The organism is Streptomyces sp. NBC_01261 (assembly GCF_036226385.1).
Lineage (GTDB): Bacteria > Actinomycetota > Actinomycetes > Streptomycetales > Streptomycetaceae > Streptomyces.
Window position 1 is genome coordinate 3,660,787 of the sequence record NZ_CP108463.1, and the last position, 15,702, is coordinate 3,676,488.

Sequence of the window (15,702 nt, forward strand, 5' to 3'; positions counted from 1 at the left end):
CGGGACAGCTAGAGCCGGGAGCGCTGAGCCACCGTCGCCGGGTCGGTCGGGGTCGTGCGGGTGAGGTACTGCGGTATCGGGGTGTTGTCCTCGCCGGTGTCGCGGGTGAGGCCGTAGCGGGTCGCGCCCTGGGTGGGGCCGGTGGTGATGTCCCGCTCCACGGCGTCCCAGGTGGTGGGGAAGACGTTCAGGCCGTAGTCGGCGCCGCGTTCGTTGTTGGTGAGGGTGACGCTGCCGTCGACGTAGAAGTACTCGTTCTGCCACATCTGTTGGGTGCCGGTGGGCAGGACGTCGTAGCCGGTGGCGGAGCTGCCCATGCCGGTGGCGGTGGTGTCGGTGGTGCTGACCGGGTCGTCCATGCGGCGACCGCCGCCCGAGGCCACGTGGAACAGCCTGCCCTTCAGGGCGGTCCAACTCGGCATGGCCAGCGCGCCGTTGCGGTACTGCGGCGAGATCTGCCAGCGGACGAGGACGTAACCCTGGCCGCTCAGCGTCACGTTGTCACCCCGGTGGTTCATGGTGGCGTGCGCGCCGCCGGTGCTGGTCACGCCGGAGGCGGGTCGGTGCGGGAGGGCCGCGGGCGGGGTGGTGGGGTCCGGCGCCCGGTCCACCCCGTCGACGACCGAGCCGTAGGGACCGGAGGTCGCCTTCGAGGGGGAGGTGGACGGGGAGGGTGAAGGCGACTCGGATGTGGACGGTGAGGGTGACGCGGGGGTCGTCGGGGTGCCGGACCCTGGCCCGGGTGTCGTGGCCGCCGCCGTGGGGGTGAGGGCTTTCGGGGGCGGGTCGTTCGGGGACTGGGTGACGACGTAGACACCGCCCGCGGCGATCGTCGCGCCCGCCGCCACGGCGACGACGGGCTTGGTCAGCACTCCGAGCAGCTTGGCGGACCAGCCGGCGGGCGCACCGGCCGAACCGGCGATCCCGGCCGAGCCCGCAGCCCCGGAAGCTCCCGAGACTCCCGCCGAACCCGCGACGCCGGACGCGCCGGCCGCCCCTGCCGAACCGACGGCACCCGTAGCACCCGCGGCACCCGCCGCACCTCCGATGCCCGAAGCACCCGCGGCCCCAGCGGTCCCGGCCGCACCCGCCAAGCCCACGGAACCCGCCGCACCCGCCGCACCCGCCGCACTTCCAATGCCCGAAGCACCCGCGGCCCCAGCGGTCCCGGCCGCACCCGCCAAGCCCACGGAACCCGCCGCACCCGCCGCACCTCCAATGCCCGAAGCACCCGCGACCCCAGCGGTCCCGGCCGCACCCGCCAAGCCCACGGAACCCGCCGCACCCGCCGCACCTACGGCTCCCGCCGAGCCGACCGCGCCTGCGGAGCCGGCGAGGCCCGCAGCACCTGCGACGCCAGAAGCTCCTGCTGTGCCTGCCACCCCGGCGGAACCGGCAACACCAGAAGCACCCACTGCGCCCGCGAACCCCGCCGCACCTGTGACCCCACCGGTACCTACGACGCCTGCCGCACCCGCAGCACCCGCCGAGCCTACGGACCCGGCCGCGCCGGCCGAGCCCATGAACCCCGCCGCGCTCGCGACCCCACCGGCACCCGCCGCACCTGCCGCACCCGCCGCCCCACTCGCCCCAACCCCAAAAGCAGCCCCAACCGTCCCGGCCGCACCCACCACCCCCGCCGCCGCAGCCGCCGTCTTCGCCCCGAACGCCAGGGACAACGTGAAGCCGAGCGGGAGCGGGACGAGGGCGATGCCGACAAGGAGGCGTTCCGCCGGTACGACGGACTCGCGGGGGTCGCCGCAGTAGGCGCAGCCGCGGAGGTGCCGGGCCAGGCGTTTGCGCCAGACCGAGTCTTGGCGGCCGTCCCGACGGGCGGTGAGGGCGCGGAGGTCGGGGCAGGCGGTGTCGAGGGCGCGGACGATGGCGCGGGCGGTCTCCAGGCGTTCCTTCATGCGCTGGACGCGGACCGCCGCGTGCTGGCGGCTGATGCCGAGCGCCGACGCCAGTTCGCGGCGGGTGAGTTCGCCCGCGACCTCCAGCCACCACAGGGAGAGGAGTTGGCGGTCCTCGTCGTCGAGCCAGCGCACCGCCTCCGCGACCTCGCGCCGCTGGCCCGCCAACTGGAGCCGCAGGACGGTGAGTTCGGCGAAGTCGGCGGCGTCTCCCGCTAGCCCGTCCGGCAATTGGTCGGGGGACTTCCTGCGGCGTGCGCGGTCCCGTATCTGGCGCATGGCGATCGCCACCAGCCAGGAACGGAAGCTGTCGGGGTCGCGGAGCGAGCCGAGGTGGTCGACGGCGCGGAGCATCGTCTCCTGGACCACGTCGTCCACGTCGGCATGGCCGTTGAGGGCGCGGCCGACCACGTTGTAGACCAACGGCAGCCAGCCCGCGACCAGTTCGTCCAGCGCCCACCGGTCACCGGCCTGCGCCGCCGCGATGGTGGAGCGCCATTCCCGCCCGTCCACGTCGCCTCTCACTCTCCCGGTTTCACAACTCGGTCCACGACGGCGTCACTTGCTGTACAGCAGCGTCCCGAAGCCGAGTTGGTCGAAACCGCCACTGTTCGGGCCGTAGTCGCCGCCACCGCCCTCCGCACGCACCTTCTCAGCCATGAGGGTGATGAACGGGGTGGAGAGGCGTCGGCGGCGGGCGTAGTGGTTGTACAGAATCTCCCAGACCGGACGAACGGCGCCCCGGGCTATGTCGGAGATCACAGGCTGTTCCATGTACCGCCCGTTGCCCTGGCCGCTGCGCCAGCCGTACGTCGTGAAGGGCACGGCCGCGCCGAGGTTGTACTCGGCGACGTACTCGGCGGCCTGCATGAACCGGTTGTCGAGGTAGCCGTAGAGGTCGATGTCCTGGTTCCAGGCCATCTCGCAGATCGCGCCCATGAGGCCCATGCCCATCATCGTGTGGCCCTGGTCGCGTCCGCTCTCCTGCCACTGGGCGAGGTGCCGGCCGGCGTAGACGAAGGGGATGGCGTGCCGGAACGAGCCGTTGCCCGCGCCGGACTTCATGTAGGTGACCGCGCGCCGGAAGGTGGCGCGGTCGTCGCAGAGGATGCCGATGGCCATGAGGGAGGCGACGTTGCACAGGTCCCAATTGGCCCAGTAGTTGCTGATGTTGGCGGTGTTGTGGCGGGTGAGGAAGTCGATGTTCATCGGCTGGAAGACCGTGCGCATCATCTTCTTGAAGCGGGCGAACGCGAAGTGCGGGTGGTCGCGGACGAGTTCGGCGGCGTTCGCGAACTGGTAGCCGTAGATGCCGGCGGCCAGGAAGCGGTCGGCGTTGCCGCTGACCGAAGTGAGCATGGCCGACCAGGCGTTGAGGATGGCGACGGCGGTGTCGCCGTTGGCCTTGGTGCCGCCGATCTTCCAGCGCAGGGCGTTCTGGTAGGCGGCGTGGATGTCGTTGTACATCGTGACGTAGTTCTGGCCGGTGCCGCCGCGTACGACGACGGCCTGCGGGCGGGGCTGCCAACCGCTCGCGGAGTGACGGTTGTCGGTGAGCCGCGTCCAGCCCTTCAGCCAGGGTTCCTTGCGGGCGGCGACGCGGACCTTGGCGCGGTGCAGGTCGCCGGCGTTGTGCAGCATGCCCGGGTGCACGAGGGCCTGCGGGCGGGCGGTGGCGGTGCCGACGGCGGTGGCTGTGCCGGTCTGCGCGGCGTCCGCCCCTCCCCCGGAGAACGCGGCGATACCGCCGCCGACGACTCCCGCCGCCGCGACTCCGCCGCCGAGGGTGAAGAGGCCCCGGCGGGTGAGGCGGTGCTTGTTGGTGGGCCTACGGGCGCTGGTGGCCATGTGGGTGGCTCCGGTGCGTGAGGAGACTGGGGACGCGGAGGGAGACGGAGCGAAGGTCTCCGCGATAACAGTTTTTCCGGCGCCGACTTGGACCCCGTAGGGGGCAACCCCGGCAAACCCCTTGTGCGGTACGGCGGTTGCTCCGGGTAACACCAGGGGCGGGCGCCCTCCTCGCCGACGATCCGCCCACGGCCGCGCTGGACGAGGCTGATCACCGACAGCCACCGGAGATCCCAGGAGCAACCGATGCACTCGACGCGCGCCCGCCGTCGCACCACCGTCCTCACGGCCTCCCTCGTACTCGCCCTCGCGGCAGGCCCGTTGGCCGCACCCGCGTTCGCCGCACCCCCGTCGGCCACCGCGCGGCAGACGGCCGGACCGGATGCCGAAGCGCTGCGCGCGGCACTCGCCGGGCTCCCGAACTCCGACGCGACGGCGGCTCTCGTACGGGTGGGAGGCACGGACGGGACCTGGCGCGGCAGTTCGGGTGTGCACGATCTGGAGAGCGGTGCCGCCGCCGATCCCGACGCGCGCTTCCGGGCGGGTTCGACGACGAAGGTGGTGACGGCGGCGACCGTGCTACGGCTCGCGGCGCGGGGGAAGGTCGACCTGGACACCCCGGTCCAGCACTACCTGCCGGGGCTGCTCACGAAGGCCTTCGAGCCCATCTCCGTACGGCGGTTGCTGAACCACACCAGCGGTATCCAGGCCGGTGACGGCTTCGGGGACGCCTTCGAGGACCAGTACGCGCACCGCTTCGACACCCTCACGCCGAGACAGGTGGTGGCGTCGGCGGTGGCGAAGGGCCCGGAGTTCCGGCCGGGCGAGCGGCAGGACTACCTCAACATCAACTACACGATCCTCGGCCTGCTGATCGAGAAGGTGACGGGCCACTCGTACGCCGCGGAGGCCACCCGCCTCGTGCTGCGCCCGGCGGGCATGCGGGACACGTACTTCCCCGGCACCGACCCGCGCATCCGCGGCCCGCACAACCACGGCTACCAGCTGGTCCAACAAGCGGACGGCACAGCGAAGTTCGTCGACGTCACCGACTGGAACCAGGCCGACCGCTGGGCAGCCGGCGACATGATCTCGACGACCGCCGACCTGGAGCGGCTGATCACGTCACTGTTCCGGGGCCGGATCGTGCCGGAGCCGCAACTGCGGGAGATGTTCACGGTCCCGGCGGGCATCGAGGGCGCCGACTACAGCGCGGGCCTGCAACGCTTCGAGTACGGCGGCAAGGTGTACTGGCTCAAGTCCGGTGCCCGGTACGGCTACAGCGCCGTCGTCCTCGCCACCCGCGACCTCTCCCGCACCCTCGTCTACTCGGTCAACGCGACGGACGCGAAGGGCGAGTCGATGAACGCGGTCGCGGAACGGATCGCACTGGCGGCGGTCAAGTAGCGGGGGCGAGGGCGGGAGTCGGCGCGGGCGTCACGGCTTCCAGCCGCTTGATCTTCCTCCGTACGACGTACAGCGGGACGATCCCGATGACCCCGAAGGACAGGTCGATCACCGTCCACCAGAAGGGAATTCCGCGGATCGGCCCGCAGATCAGGGCGAGCGGAACGATCCCGGCGCAGGCGATCATCGCGAACTCGACGACCCAGATGTTGCGGACCGGGTCGCGGTAGGGGCCGTAGAAGGCGATCGCGATGACGAGGTGGGCGAAGGCCAGCCAGTCCGTGCCGTAGAGGAGGAAGGGGTAGTCGGTGTCGGCGGTGTCGAGTCCCTGTCGCACCCGCACGATCCAGTCCATCAGCGTGGGCAGGTAGTGCGGTACGGACAGGGACCTCAACACGTCCTCGGTCCAGCGGAGTTCGTGGACCAGTGGAAAGGCGGTGGCGCCGCTGAGCACCAGACAGACGACGAACAGGACCAGCCAGGCGCGGATGCCCTTCAGGAGGGCGGCTCTGTCGTTCATGGCGGCAGCCTACGCCGAGAATTGAACACGTTCAAAATCAAATTCCCCTGCGGGCACGGAAGTTACCCCGTGCGCGTCTGCACGGCCGACGGCTCGACGGAGCGGGCGGTCCGCGCGGACGAGTCGGGCTCCGCCGAAGGTGCCGAGGTGGATGTCGTCGGGGTCTTGGACGGTTCCGTGGTGGGCACCGAGGTGTGGCTCGGGTCCCGGGCGTCGGCGGGGGAACTCGGGTTCGCGCTCGCCCTCGGAGTGGGTGCCTTCGTCGCCGACGGGGCGGGCGAGGGCGTAGGGCTGCTGCTCGCGGGCGGTGGGGCGAGCGGGACCGTGGGGGTCGTGGGCGAGTCGTGGTGGGCCAGTCGGAACGGGAGGGCCGCGAGGACGATCACCGCGCAGGTGGCGCCGGCGCCGACCGTCGCGCGGAGCAGGCGGCGGCGGTTCGCGCCGCGGCGGATCGTCTCGTAGCGGCCGGTGGGCGGGCCGAGGTACTCGGCGGAGGAGGGGCGCAGGATGACCGTGAGGGGGTCGTCGGGGTCGATGTCGTGGCCCTCGTCTCCCTCGTCAAAGTGTGTGGTCAAGGCTTCTCCTCAGGTGGGCGCGGAGCAGTTCGCGGGCCGCGTGGAGGTCGGCCTTGATGGTTCCTTCCTTGCGTCCGGTCAGCACGGACACCTCCCGGATCGGCATGTCGGCGTAGTAGTGCAGGAGGATCGGGACGCGCAGCCGTTCGGGCAGGGACTGTACGAGGAGTCGTACCGAGGGGTCTTCCTGTTCGGCCGGTGGGCGGACCGCCTCCTCCGTGGTCGCGCGGCGCACGGCCCGGCGTTCGCGCTCCAGTTTGCGCCAGTGGTCCCGGACGAGGTTGGCCGCGGTGACGTAGAGGAAGCCGCGGGGTTCCGCCACCTTCGTCCACCGCGCCCAGAGCCGGGTGAACGCCTCGGAGGCGATCTCGTGCGCCGTCTCGTCGTCGTCGACGAGACGGCGGCACCAGCCGGCGAGGCGCGGGTAGACGGCGGCGAACAGTTCGGACGCTGCCCTCTCGCGGGACCGTTTCAACGCTCTCCATGGTCGTGACGTGCACAGTACTTACGGGTACGGGAATTCAGCCGGTCAGCGTGGCGAAGACGATCACGTTGTCGAGGTATCCCGTACCGGTGCGGGTCCCGCCGCAGGTGATGAGACGCAGTTCGGGACGGTCCACGTTCCCGTACACCTCGTCGGACGGGAACTCGGCCTTGGCGACCGTCCGTACGGTGGTGACGGTGAACGTGGCCGTCGTGCCGTTCTCCAGGCCCGCCTCGATCCGGTCGCCCTTGCGCAGCCGCGCGAGGTGACGGAAGACACCGTCCCCGTAGGCGCCGACGGTCACATGCCCGAGGATCACCGACGGCCCGGTCTGGCCGGGCGTCGGCGAGTTCCGGTACCAGCCCGCCCGGTCGTGCGCGGCGATCGGCGGCACCTGCACGGTGCCGTCCGCCGCCAGCCCCAGCCGCATGACCGGGGTGTCGACCCCGATCGCCGGGACGCGCAGGGTGACCGGGACGGAACGCGCCAGAGCGTGCGCCGTCTTGGCGGAAGGTGGCGCGGAGGACTGTTCTGAAGGCGTCGAACTCCCTTGCTGCTGAGGGGCGTTCGCGGCCGAGGTGGTCCCGTGCCCGCCGCCGCAGCCCGCGAGCAGCGTTGCCGTCGCCGCCGTGACGAAGGCGCGCCTGGAGAGCGAGGTCATACTCCGGTCGTCCTCCGGCGCCGTACGACGACGAAGGCGCCGCCGCCGACGACCAGTGCGGCGGCTCCCCCACCGACCAGCGTGGTCGTCATGTCGCCGGACGACTTCGACTCCGTCGTGACACCGGTGTCCGGGGCGCCGCTGGGAACCACGGCGACCTGGCCAGGGGCCCGGGTGGGCGCGGCGGAGGGTGCGGCGCTCGCGTCGCTGGGGGCCTTGGTCGGCGCCCTGGTGGCGCTCGGCTCCGCGGACGGCGCCGTGGACGGGGCTCGGGTCGGGGACGCGGAGGCCCCGTCGGCGAACGCGGGCGCGGCGGACGCCAGGACCGCGCCGCACGTGAGTGCCAGGGCGCTGAGGACAGTTCGGCGCATGAATCGCTCTCTCTCGTCGGCCGCCCCACCGGGTCCGTCGGACCGTTCGGCGGTGGGGCGGGTCAGTGATCGAGCGGAGAGACGAGGCAGCGGGAGGGTGGGTTGTAAAGGGCTGGCAAAGTCGTTCGGGAGGCCGATCGGTGGGCGACCGCAAGGGCGACTCGGCAGGCAGGGAAGGCCCGTTGACCCGGGCGTCACATGTTGATCATGTGTCCCGCGAGGCCGTGCACCGCTTCCTTCACCGCCTCGCCCAGCGTCGGGTGGGCGTGCACGTTGCGGGCGACCTCGTGGACGGTGAGGTCCCACTGCTGGGCCAGGGTGAGTTCGGGGAGGAGTTCGGTGACGTCGGGGCCGATGAGGTGGCCGCCGAGGAGTTCGCCGTACTGCGCGTCGCTGATCAGCTTCACGAAACCGGTCGTGTCGCCGAGCCCGTGCGACTTGCCGTTCGCGGTGAACGGGAACTTCGCGACCTTGACGTCGTGCCCCAACTCCCGTGCCTGCGCCTCGGTGTAGCCGAAGCTGGCGATCTGCGGCTGGCAGTAGGTGGCGCGCGGGATCATCGCGTAGTCCAGTTCCATCGTCTCCGCGTCCGCGAGGGTCTCGGCGGCGATCACGCCCATCGCCTCGGCCGCGTGGGCGAGCATCAGCTTCGCGGTGACGTCGCCGATGGCGTACAGGTGCGGGACGGACGTACGGCACCGGCCGTCGACGTCGATCGCGCCGCGCTCGGTCAGCCGTACGCCCGCGTTCTCCAGGCCGTAGCCGGTGACGTTCGGGGCGAAGCCGATCGCCTGCAACACCTTGTCGGCTTCCAGGACTTGCCGCGCGCCGTCCTTGTCGGTGACGGTGACGCGGACCTGCGGGCCAGTCTCGTCGATCGACTCGACGCGGGTGGAGGTGAGGACGTCGATGCCCAACTTGCGGTACTGCTTGGCGAGTTCGGTGGAGACCTCGATGTCTTCGAGGGGTGCCATCCGGTCCAGGAACTCCACGATCGTGACCTTCACGCCGTAGTTGTGCAGCACGTACGCGAACTCGATGCCGATCGCGCCGGCACCCGCGATGACGATCGACCGCGGCAGGTCGTCGGCGAGGATCTGCTCCTCGTACGTCACCACGCGCGCGGTGCGCTTGGTGCCGGGCAGCAGCCTGGGGGTGGCGCCGGTCGCGATGACGCAGTGCTCGAAGCCGATGGTGCGCGACTCGCCGTCGTAGCCCGCGACTTGGAGCGTGTGCGGGTCGAGGAAGGTGCCGCGGCCGTCGATCTCCGTGATCTTGTTCTTCTTCATCAGGTAGTGGACGCCCTTGACCCGGCCGTCCGCGACCCGGCGGCTGCGGCGGAACGCCTCGCCGTAGTCGAAGGAGACCTCCCCCTCGACCTTGATGCCGAAGGTCTTCGCCTCACGGGTGAAGATGTGCGCCAACTCCGCGTTCCGCAAAAGGGCCTTGGTCGGGATGCAGCCCACGTTCAGACAGACACCGCCCCAGTACTTCTCCTCGACCACGGCCACCCGCTTGCCGAGTTGGGCGGCACGGATGGCGGCGACGTAACCGCCGGGGCCGGCGCCGAGTACGACGACGTCGAACCGCTCGTCCTGCGTGTCCTGCTGGTCCATCGAAAGATCCTTTCCCGAGAGGAATTCCACATAGATCCTCTACGGTGTCCAGGATGCCGCGCTCGCCGACGATCAGGCGAAAAGCGGGGCCAGGTCCAAGTAGACGCGGAAGTCGTCGATCAGGCCGGTCCCGTCCACGTGGAACATGGTGACGGCGGGGACGGTGACGGTGTCGCCGCTCAGGCGGTGGTAGTCGACCGTCTCCTCGATGATGCTGTCGGCACCGGCGTACCACTCCCGGACGACCGTGTGACGCAGCCCCTTCACGGTGGCGAAGAAGCCGGCGACCCCGGCCGCTATCTCCTCGGGTCCGGTCATCGGCTCGCCGTTCCCGAAGCGCATCCGGCCCCGCGGGGCGAACAGCCGGCTGAAGCCGACGGCGTCGGTCCCGTCGACCAGCGCGAACACCTTGGCGGCGAACTCTGCGGACATGGCGGGCTCCCTCACGTCGAAGTCGTGCGGAGATGAGCGTAGTCCCGGTCGTTTCAAGGGAGTTGGGGGCTCCGGGACAACGTCAGCCGGTCGTGGGCGCGGGCGTCCGGGCTCGGGGGCCGCGCCGGTACACGTCCTTCAGGTAGAGCACGAGGGCGGCGCCGAGCACCCACACCGGGAGGATCACCAGGGCGCGGGACAGGCCGTCGTTCTGGAAGCGGGACAGGCCCTGCATCGCGCGGACGCCGACGCCGACCGGCAGGATCTCGGAGAGCGGGCGCAGCCAGCCCGGCAGGTAGGCGGCCGGCATGATCCCGCCGCTGCTGCTGTTGCCGAGGATCAGCATGAGGATCGACGCGAGGGTGACTCCCGCCGAGCCGAACAGCCGTAGCAGCACCATGGTCGTGGCCGCGACCGCGGCGCCCATCAGGGAGATCACGACGACGAGGGGCACGAAGGAACCGGGCAGCGCGCCGAAGCCCGTGCTTCCGGCGATGGTGGCGATCAGGAGACCGCCGACGACACCGAACAGGGCGAGGCTGGCCATCCGCCAGCGGTACTGGAGGCGGGGGGCGAGCTGGTAGGTCGTCATACCGAAGAGGTAGCCCGCGAGGACCAGACCGAAGGCGGCGTAGAAGACGGAGAGGCCCCGGGTGTCTCCCGCCGCGGCCGGGGCGACGTCCTCGACGGCGAGTTCATGGTTCTCCGCGTGCGCCACGGAGCCGAAGGCGGTGGTCACGGTCGCGGTGACGGCGGCACCGTTCGCGCTGCCGTAGAGGAGCTTTCCGTCGCCGAGGTAGGCCGCGTAGACCTGCCTGTCCTGTACGGCGTTCCGGGCGGCGGACTCGTCGGGGTAGGTCTCGACGGTGAAGCCGCCGGGGGCGATGCGGTCGAGGTCCTGGTTCAGGTGGGCCTGCGCGCTGCCTATCTCCGTTGTGCCGACCCGGAGTTGGTGGGGACTCGGGGCGTGGAAGGCGGCGAGGTAGACGCTGACGAACACGGCACCGATCAGCAGCACGACCGCCACGGGGAGCAGGACGGCACGCAGGTTTCCGGGGCCGGGAGGTGGGTGGGCGACGTCGAGGGCGTGCTTGTGCGACGGCCGGGGGGTGCTTGTGGTGTCGGTGTCGGTGGCTCGGGTGGTGGCTTGCTGGGACATTGGGAGGGTCCTAGATCAGAGGGCGCCAGATTGGAAGGCAACTGATAATATTTGTACATCACCATCAGCTGCCTTACAAAAGAGGTCCGCCCTGTGAACCATCCCGACCGGCGCACCGGCTATGTCGCCTGGCAGATCGGCCAGATCATGGCGGCCCGGATGGAGCGCGCCCTGCGCCCGCTCCAGCTGACCCTCGCCCAGCACCGGGCCCTGATGCAGGCCGTCCTCGACCCGGGCGTCTCCAGCGCGACCGCGGCCCGCCGGGCGGCGATCACCCCGCAGTCGATGGGTACGGCGGTCAACGGGCTGGTCGAACGGGGGATGCTGGAGCGGCGCACCACTCCCGGCGACCGGCGCACCCAGCGCCTGCACGCGACCGAGGCCGGCGTACGGCTCGCGGCGCGGGCCGCGGAGACGGTGGACGCGGCCCACGCCGAGGCGCTTCAGGCGCTGACACCGGCGGAACAGGAGCAGACACATGCCCTGCTGCTGAAGTTGCTGGCCTCGCTGAATCCCTCGGCGCTGGAGGGCGGGGACGCCGTGTGAGGAGCCCGAGATCGGGCACATCGGGCCGGGTCCTGCCCCGGGTCCGTCCACGTGCGCCTACTTCGGTTCCGGCCGTGGGTGCCATGTCCCGTCGAGGGGAATGCCCGCGGCCGCCGCGATCCGGTCGCGGGACGCGAGCAGCCGGGTCCTCAGCGCGGGCAGGTCCACGCCCACCAACACCCCGTCGCGCTTGACCACCTGACCGGCGACGAGGACGGTGTCGACCAGGCCGGGGTGACCGGCGCTGACGATCGTTCCGACCGGGTCGGTGACCGGGAAGACGGTCAGGTCGTCGGTGCGCAGGAGGATCAGGTCGGCGTCCTTGCCGGGCGTGATGCTGCCGGTGCGGGCGCCGAGTCCGCAGGAGCCGGCGGCGTCGATCGTGGCGAACTCCAGCAGGTCCCGGGAGCGCAGGCCGCCGTCCAGGCCGCGCTGCACCGCGAAGGCCGTCCGCATGGTGGAGAACAGGTCACCGCCGACCGACGGGACGTCGTCGACGGACAGCGTCGGGCGCAGGCCCGCGGCCAGCGCACGGCCGGTGACCGGCGATCCGAACCCCATCTTCAGTTCGACGTCGGGGCTGACCGACAGCGAAGCGCCCGCGTCGGCGAGCATCCGCAGTTCTTCGTCGCTGATCCCGTTGGCGTGCACGAAGGTCGTGGTGTCCCGCAGCAGGCCGTGTCCGTGGAGGTCGGTGACCGTCCCGGCGGCTTCGATGTGCAGGCTGGTGCGCAGGCCGAGTTCGGCCGCCAGCCTCAGCTCGCGGGCGACGGTGTCCATGCCGGTGTCGTCGGGTCCGCGCAGGCCGAACGCCATGGTGACCAGGCCGTCGCCGGGCAGCTCGGAGCGGACGCGGCGGATGTCGGCGTCGACGGAGTCGGCGGTGCCCCAGCCGGCGCCGAGGCAGAGGATCGACCGTCCCGGCGCGTCCCGCAGCGCGGCGACAGCGGCGTCCTCGTGGTCGTGGGTCCGGGCGACGTGGTACCAGTCCAGCATCGTGGTCACGCCGGAGTGCAACGCCTCCAGGCGGCCGAGCAGGGTGCCGGCGTAGACGTCCTCGGGCCGGTAGTGGGGCTTGACCGTGCGGTGCATGGCCAGCGCCCACTCGGGGAACGTCCAGTCCGCGCCGACGCCTCGGAACGCGGTCTGCCAGGAGTGGCGGTGGTTGTCGACGAAACCGGGCATGACGATCCGGTCGGTCGCGTCGATCACCTCGGCGTCCGGCGCGTCGATGTGCGCGGCGACCTCGACGATCACACCGTCCTCGATCAGTACGTCACCGCGTTCGAGATCGCCGACGGCCGGGTCCATGCTGACCACGGTGCCGCCGGTGAGCAGGGTTTTCTTCGTCATCGGAGGGGCTCCTAACCAGTGGGGGGTGGGGGTATCGCCAGTAGGGAGTGACGTCACTAGTGGGGGTTGGGGGTGTCGTCGCCCGCTCAGGCGGTCGCCGCTTCCGTCAGCACGGCGTCGGCCGCTTCGAGCGCGTCGGCGACCAGATCCGCCGTGTCCTCGGTCCCCGCCGCCAGCCGGACCAGCCCCAAGGGCACTGATTCCGCGAGCTGTTGCTCGCTGAGCATCCCGCGCCACATGGACGCCGGATGCACGGCCAGCGACTCCACGCCACCGAGGCTGGCCGACCGGCGCGGGTAACGCAGCCGCCCGAGAAACGCGTCGGCCATCTCGAACCCACCGGCGAACTCGATGCCGAGCACCCCGCCGAAACCGCTCATCTGGTCCACGGCCACCGTGTGCTGCGGGTGCGTCGCCAGCCCGGGATAGTGCACCTTCGCCACGGCCGGATGCGCGCTCAACTCCTCTGCCAGGGCAAGCCCGTTGGCGTTGTGCCGCGGCACCCGCAACGGCAGGGTGCGCATCCCGCGCAGCAACAGCCACGCGTCGATCGGCCCGAGCGTGGCACCGGTGAGGAGTCCGACGTCCCATATCCGGTCGAGGATCTCGGCCGGCCCGGCGAGCACTCCCGCGGAGACATCCGAGTGACCGTTCAGATACTTGGTCGCGCTGTGCCACACCAGGTCGATGCCGAAGTCGACCGGCCGCTGGTTCAGCGGAGTGGCGAAGGTGTTGTCCGCCATGGTCGACACACCGTGCGCACGGGCCAGTTCCGCTACGGCCCGCAGGTCGGTGATCTGCAGCAACGGGTTGCTCGGGGTCTCCACCAGGATCAGCCGGGTCCGCGCGGTCAGCGCCCTCGCGAACGCCTCCGGGTCGGTCTGGTCCACCAGCGTGGTCGTCACGCCGAAGCGCGGCAGCAGGTTCAGCAGCACCGACGCCGTACCCCCGTAGGTGGACCGCTGTCCGACGACATGGTCACCGGCGGACACCAGCGCGAGCACGGCCGTGGTGAGCGCGGCCATCCCGGACGCGGTGACCATGGCCGCCTCGGTGTTCTCCAACTCGGCTACGACGGCCGCGACTTGGGCGTGGTTCGGGTTGCCGAACCGGGTGTAGAAGTCCTTGCCGCGTGCTTCTACGGCCCCTTGCGCGAACGTCTCCGCGTCCTCGGCCGAGAACGCCGCCGTCTGGTAGATGGGCGGGGCCACGGCACGGCTGGGATGGACCTCGCGGTCGGCGTGAACGGTGATGGTGCTCTTGCCCGGCATGGCTGCCCTTCCGTGGACCTGGACCGTCGGTGCGACTCCATGAAGCGTGACCGACCGACGGTCCGAAGTGACCGGATCTCGGCAACTTTGGCAGCGGATTGCGCGCTGGGCGGGCGCAGAATTGTGGTAGCAGATCTACGGGCGCAATAATCTGCCGCCATGGACGAAGTGGACCGATCGATTCTGGCCGTACTCGAAACGCACGGCCGCATCAGCAACAGCGAGCTGGCCGCCCGGGTCGGGCTCTCCCCGTCCCCCTGCCTGCGGCGCGTGCGCCGGCTGGAGGAGGCCGGGGTCATCCGCGGCTACCGCGCGCTGATCGACCCCGCCGCGATCGGCCGCAGCCTGCGGGTCTTCGCGGGCGTACGGCTGATGCGGCACAGCCGCTCGGACGTGGTCGCGTTCGAACGCGGGGTCACCCGGCTGCCCGAGGTGGTCGCCTGCCACCACATCACCGGCAACTTCGACTACCTGCTCCAGGTGGAGGTGGCCGACCTCCCCGCCTACGAGGACTTCCACGCCAACCAGCTGGCGACCCTGCCCGGCGTGGCCACGGTGACGAGCTACGTCACGATGAAGACGCTCACCGCGGACACCGACACCGACAGAACATGACGATCAGAGCGTGATGGTGCCGCGAACGCAGACGTCGGCGGCACCGCTGACCCAGACCGTGCCGTCCGCGTCGGCGGTGATCTCGATGCTCGCGGCCCGCCCCAGCCGCGTGCCCTGCGAGACGCGGTAGGAGGAGGGCACGGCACCGGTGGAGGTGAGCCACTGACCCACGCCGGCGTTCATGCTCCCGCACGCGGGGTCTTCGGGGACACCGGCGGCGGGTGCGAAGGTACGCATCTCGAACGCGTGCCGGGACCCGTCGGGGTGGGCCCCGATCGCCCCGACCATCGCGTCCGGAAAGCCGGAGAAGTCAGGTTCGAGGGCGAGCACCTCCTCGGCCGTGGCCAGCCGCACCACAGCCCACCCGGGCCCGTTGTCGACCCACTCGTGGGCCACGACCCGGTCCCGCGGGATCCCGAACGCGCCCACGATCCTCAGCAGTTGCTCCTCGTCGAGCGCCCCCTCACGCACCCGTGGCGGCGCCGCGAACGCCAGAGTGCCCTCACCCCGCCGCACGGCGACCAGTCCTACGCCGCACTCCTGCACGATGCGCTCGGCGTCCCGTGGTGTGCCACCACCGTCCAGCCAGGCACGCGCGGACCCGAGGGTGGGGTGCCCGGCGAAGGGCAGCTCGCCCCCGGGAGTGAAGATCCGCACCCGGTAGTCCGCCTCGGGGGCGGTGGGCGGCAACAGGAACGTCGTCTCGGACAGGTTCGTCCAGCGCGCCAGCCCCTGCATCTCCTCATCGCTCAGGTCGGTCCCGTCGAGCACGACGGCCACCGGGTTGCCGGTGTAGGGACTCGTGGCGAACACGTCGACCTGCACGAACGAGCGGTTGCGTGGCATCGTCATCAAGGCCCTTTCGCACAGCTGAGGGGGAAAGCGGGTCCATCCCAACGGGCGCCCGCACGGTGAGAACAGAGCCACTCAC

16 protein-coding genes are annotated in these 15,702 nt (G+C 71.0%); 3 read left to right on the forward strand and 13 right to left on the reverse strand.

Features of this window, described 5'->3' with window-relative positions:
- Nucleotides 1-8: 8 nt before the first annotated feature.
- Nucleotides 9-2,426: an RNA polymerase sigma factor gene (locus tag OG226_RS15590; protein WP_329349260.1), complete on the reverse strand. Its 2,418-nt coding sequence runs from the start codon at nt 2,424-2,426 to the stop codon at nt 9-11.
- 45 nt (nt 2,427-2,471) lie between these two features.
- On the reverse strand, nt 2,472-3,761 hold the full coding sequence (locus OG226_RS15595) for an alginate lyase family protein (RefSeq protein WP_329349261.1): 1,290 nt from the start codon (nt 3,759-3,761) through the stop codon (nt 2,472-2,474).
- 246 nt (nt 3,762-4,007) lie between these two features.
- On the opposite strand from OG226_RS15595, the gene OG226_RS15600 reads away from it, so the two are divergent.
- The gene (locus tag OG226_RS15600; protein WP_328678316.1) at nt 4,008-5,168 is read left to right on the forward strand and encodes a serine hydrolase domain-containing protein; all 1,161 of its coding nucleotides are present in this window, start codon (nt 4,008-4,010) and stop codon (nt 5,166-5,168) included.
- On the opposite strand, the gene OG226_RS15605 is transcribed toward OG226_RS15600, so the two are convergent.
- The 8 genes from OG226_RS15605 to OG226_RS15640 all read right to left on the reverse strand — a co-directional run bounded on the left by OG226_RS15605 (nt 5,161) and on the right by OG226_RS15640 (nt 10,986).
- Entirely contained in the window at nt 5,161-5,688 is a 528-nt protein-coding gene (locus OG226_RS15605) for a hypothetical protein (RefSeq protein WP_329349262.1), read from the reverse strand. The two genes, OG226_RS15600 and OG226_RS15605, sit on opposite strands and share 8 nt — an antisense overlap.
- A 62-nt stretch (nt 5,689-5,750) precedes the next feature.
- Entirely contained in the window at nt 5,751-6,263 is a 513-nt protein-coding gene (locus tag OG226_RS15610) for a hypothetical protein (RefSeq protein ID WP_329349263.1), read from the reverse strand.
- Nucleotides 6,247-6,738: an RNA polymerase sigma factor gene (locus OG226_RS15615; protein WP_328678322.1), complete on the reverse strand. Its 492-nt coding sequence runs from the start codon at nt 6,736-6,738 to the stop codon at nt 6,247-6,249. Before OG226_RS15615 ends, OG226_RS15610 begins: the two co-directional genes overlap by 17 nt.
- 46 nt (nt 6,739-6,784) lie before the next feature.
- Nucleotides 6,785-7,408: a class F sortase gene (locus OG226_RS15620; protein WP_329349264.1), complete on the reverse strand. Its 624-nt coding sequence runs from the start codon at nt 7,406-7,408 to the stop codon at nt 6,785-6,787.
- A complete protein-coding gene (locus OG226_RS15625; protein ID WP_328678326.1) occupies nt 7,405-7,779 on the reverse strand; it encodes a sortase-dependent protein in 375 nt (124 codons plus the stop codon). Before OG226_RS15625 ends, OG226_RS15620 begins: the two co-directional genes overlap by 4 nt.
- A gap of 194 nt (nt 7,780-7,973) precedes the next feature.
- Nucleotides 7,974-9,395 (reverse strand): dihydrolipoyl dehydrogenase, encoded by a 1,422-nt coding sequence (gene lpdA, locus OG226_RS15630; protein ID WP_329349265.1) that lies wholly within the window; start codon nt 9,393-9,395, stop codon nt 7,974-7,976.
- A 72-nt stretch (nt 9,396-9,467) separates the two neighbouring features.
- Nucleotides 9,468-9,827: a nuclear transport factor 2 family protein gene (locus tag OG226_RS15635; RefSeq protein WP_328678330.1), complete on the reverse strand. Its 360-nt coding sequence runs from the start codon at nt 9,825-9,827 to the stop codon at nt 9,468-9,470.
- An 82-nt stretch (nt 9,828-9,909) separates the two neighbouring features.
- Nucleotides 9,910-10,986 (reverse strand): ABC transporter permease, encoded by a 1,077-nt coding sequence (locus tag OG226_RS15640; RefSeq protein ID WP_328678332.1) that lies wholly within the window; start codon nt 10,984-10,986, stop codon nt 9,910-9,912.
- A 93-nt stretch (nt 10,987-11,079) separates the two neighbouring features.
- Between OG226_RS15640 and OG226_RS15645 the strand changes: the two genes are divergently transcribed.
- Entirely contained in the window at nt 11,080-11,532 is a 453-nt protein-coding gene (locus OG226_RS15645) for a MarR family winged helix-turn-helix transcriptional regulator (protein ID WP_328678335.1), read from the forward strand.
- Between the two features lie 57 nt (nt 11,533-11,589).
- On the opposite strand, the gene OG226_RS15650 is transcribed toward OG226_RS15645, so the two are convergent.
- Both OG226_RS15650 and OG226_RS15655 read right to left on the reverse strand, forming a co-directional pair.
- Nucleotides 11,590-12,885, reverse strand: coding sequence for an amidohydrolase family protein (locus OG226_RS15650; protein WP_329349266.1), 1,296 nt, complete (start codon nt 12,883-12,885; stop codon nt 11,590-11,592).
- Between the two features lie 86 nt (nt 12,886-12,971).
- Nucleotides 12,972-14,156 (reverse strand): trans-sulfuration enzyme family protein, encoded by a 1,185-nt coding sequence (locus OG226_RS15655; RefSeq protein ID WP_329349267.1) that lies wholly within the window; start codon nt 14,154-14,156, stop codon nt 12,972-12,974.
- A gap of 159 nt (nt 14,157-14,315) precedes the next feature.
- Here OG226_RS15655 and OG226_RS15660 point away from each other — a divergent pair, with 159 nt between their 5' ends.
- Nucleotides 14,316-14,771, forward strand: coding sequence for an Lrp/AsnC family transcriptional regulator (locus tag OG226_RS15660; protein ID WP_328678341.1), 456 nt, complete (start codon nt 14,316-14,318; stop codon nt 14,769-14,771).
- 3 nt (nt 14,772-14,774) lie between these two features.
- Here OG226_RS15660 and OG226_RS15665 read toward each other — a convergent pair whose 3' ends face one another.
- A complete protein-coding gene (locus OG226_RS15665) occupies nt 14,775-15,623 on the reverse strand; it encodes a PhzF family phenazine biosynthesis protein (RefSeq protein ID WP_328678343.1) in 849 nt (282 codons plus the stop codon).
- Nucleotides 15,624-15,702 lie beyond the last annotated feature (79 nt).

What these genes read in the sequence shown, in the direction of transcription:
- OG226_RS15595 (WP_329349261.1), bottom strand. Translation starts at nt 3,761, where the DNA reads ATGGCCACCAGCGCCCGTAGGCCCACCAACAAGCACCGCCTCACCCGC.
- OG226_RS15600 (WP_328678316.1), top strand. Translation starts at nt 4,008, where the DNA reads ATGCACTCGACGCGCGCCCGCCGTCGCACCACCGTCCTCACGGCCTCC.
- OG226_RS15605 (WP_329349262.1), bottom strand. Translation starts at nt 5,688, where the DNA reads ATGAACGACAGAGCCGCCCTCCTGAAGGGCATCCGCGCCTGGCTGGTC.
- OG226_RS15620 (WP_329349264.1), bottom strand. Translation starts at nt 7,408, where the DNA reads ATGACCTCGCTCTCCAGGCGCGCCTTCGTCACGGCGGCGACGGCAACG.
- OG226_RS15625 (WP_328678326.1), bottom strand. Translation starts at nt 7,779, where the DNA reads ATGCGCCGAACTGTCCTCAGCGCCCTGGCACTCACGTGCGGCGCGGTC.
- lpdA (WP_329349265.1), bottom strand. Translation starts at nt 9,395, where the DNA reads ATGGACCAGCAGGACACGCAGGACGAGCGGTTCGACGTCGTCGTACTC.
- OG226_RS15635 (WP_328678330.1), bottom strand. Translation starts at nt 9,827, where the DNA reads ATGTCCGCAGAGTTCGCCGCCAAGGTGTTCGCGCTGGTCGACGGGACC.
- OG226_RS15640 (WP_328678332.1), bottom strand. Translation starts at nt 10,986, where the DNA reads ATGTCCCAGCAAGCCACCACCCGAGCCACCGACACCGACACCACAAGC.
- OG226_RS15650 (WP_329349266.1), bottom strand. Translation starts at nt 12,885, where the DNA reads ATGACGAAGAAAACCCTGCTCACCGGCGGCACCGTGGTCAGCATGGAC.
- OG226_RS15655 (WP_329349267.1), bottom strand. Translation starts at nt 14,156, where the DNA reads ATGCCGGGCAAGAGCACCATCACCGTTCACGCCGACCGCGAGGTCCAT.
- OG226_RS15660 (WP_328678341.1), top strand. Translation starts at nt 14,316, where the DNA reads ATGGACGAAGTGGACCGATCGATTCTGGCCGTACTCGAAACGCACGGC.
- OG226_RS15665 (WP_328678343.1), bottom strand. Translation starts at nt 15,623, where the DNA reads ATGACGATGCCACGCAACCGCTCGTTCGTGCAGGTCGACGTGTTCGCC.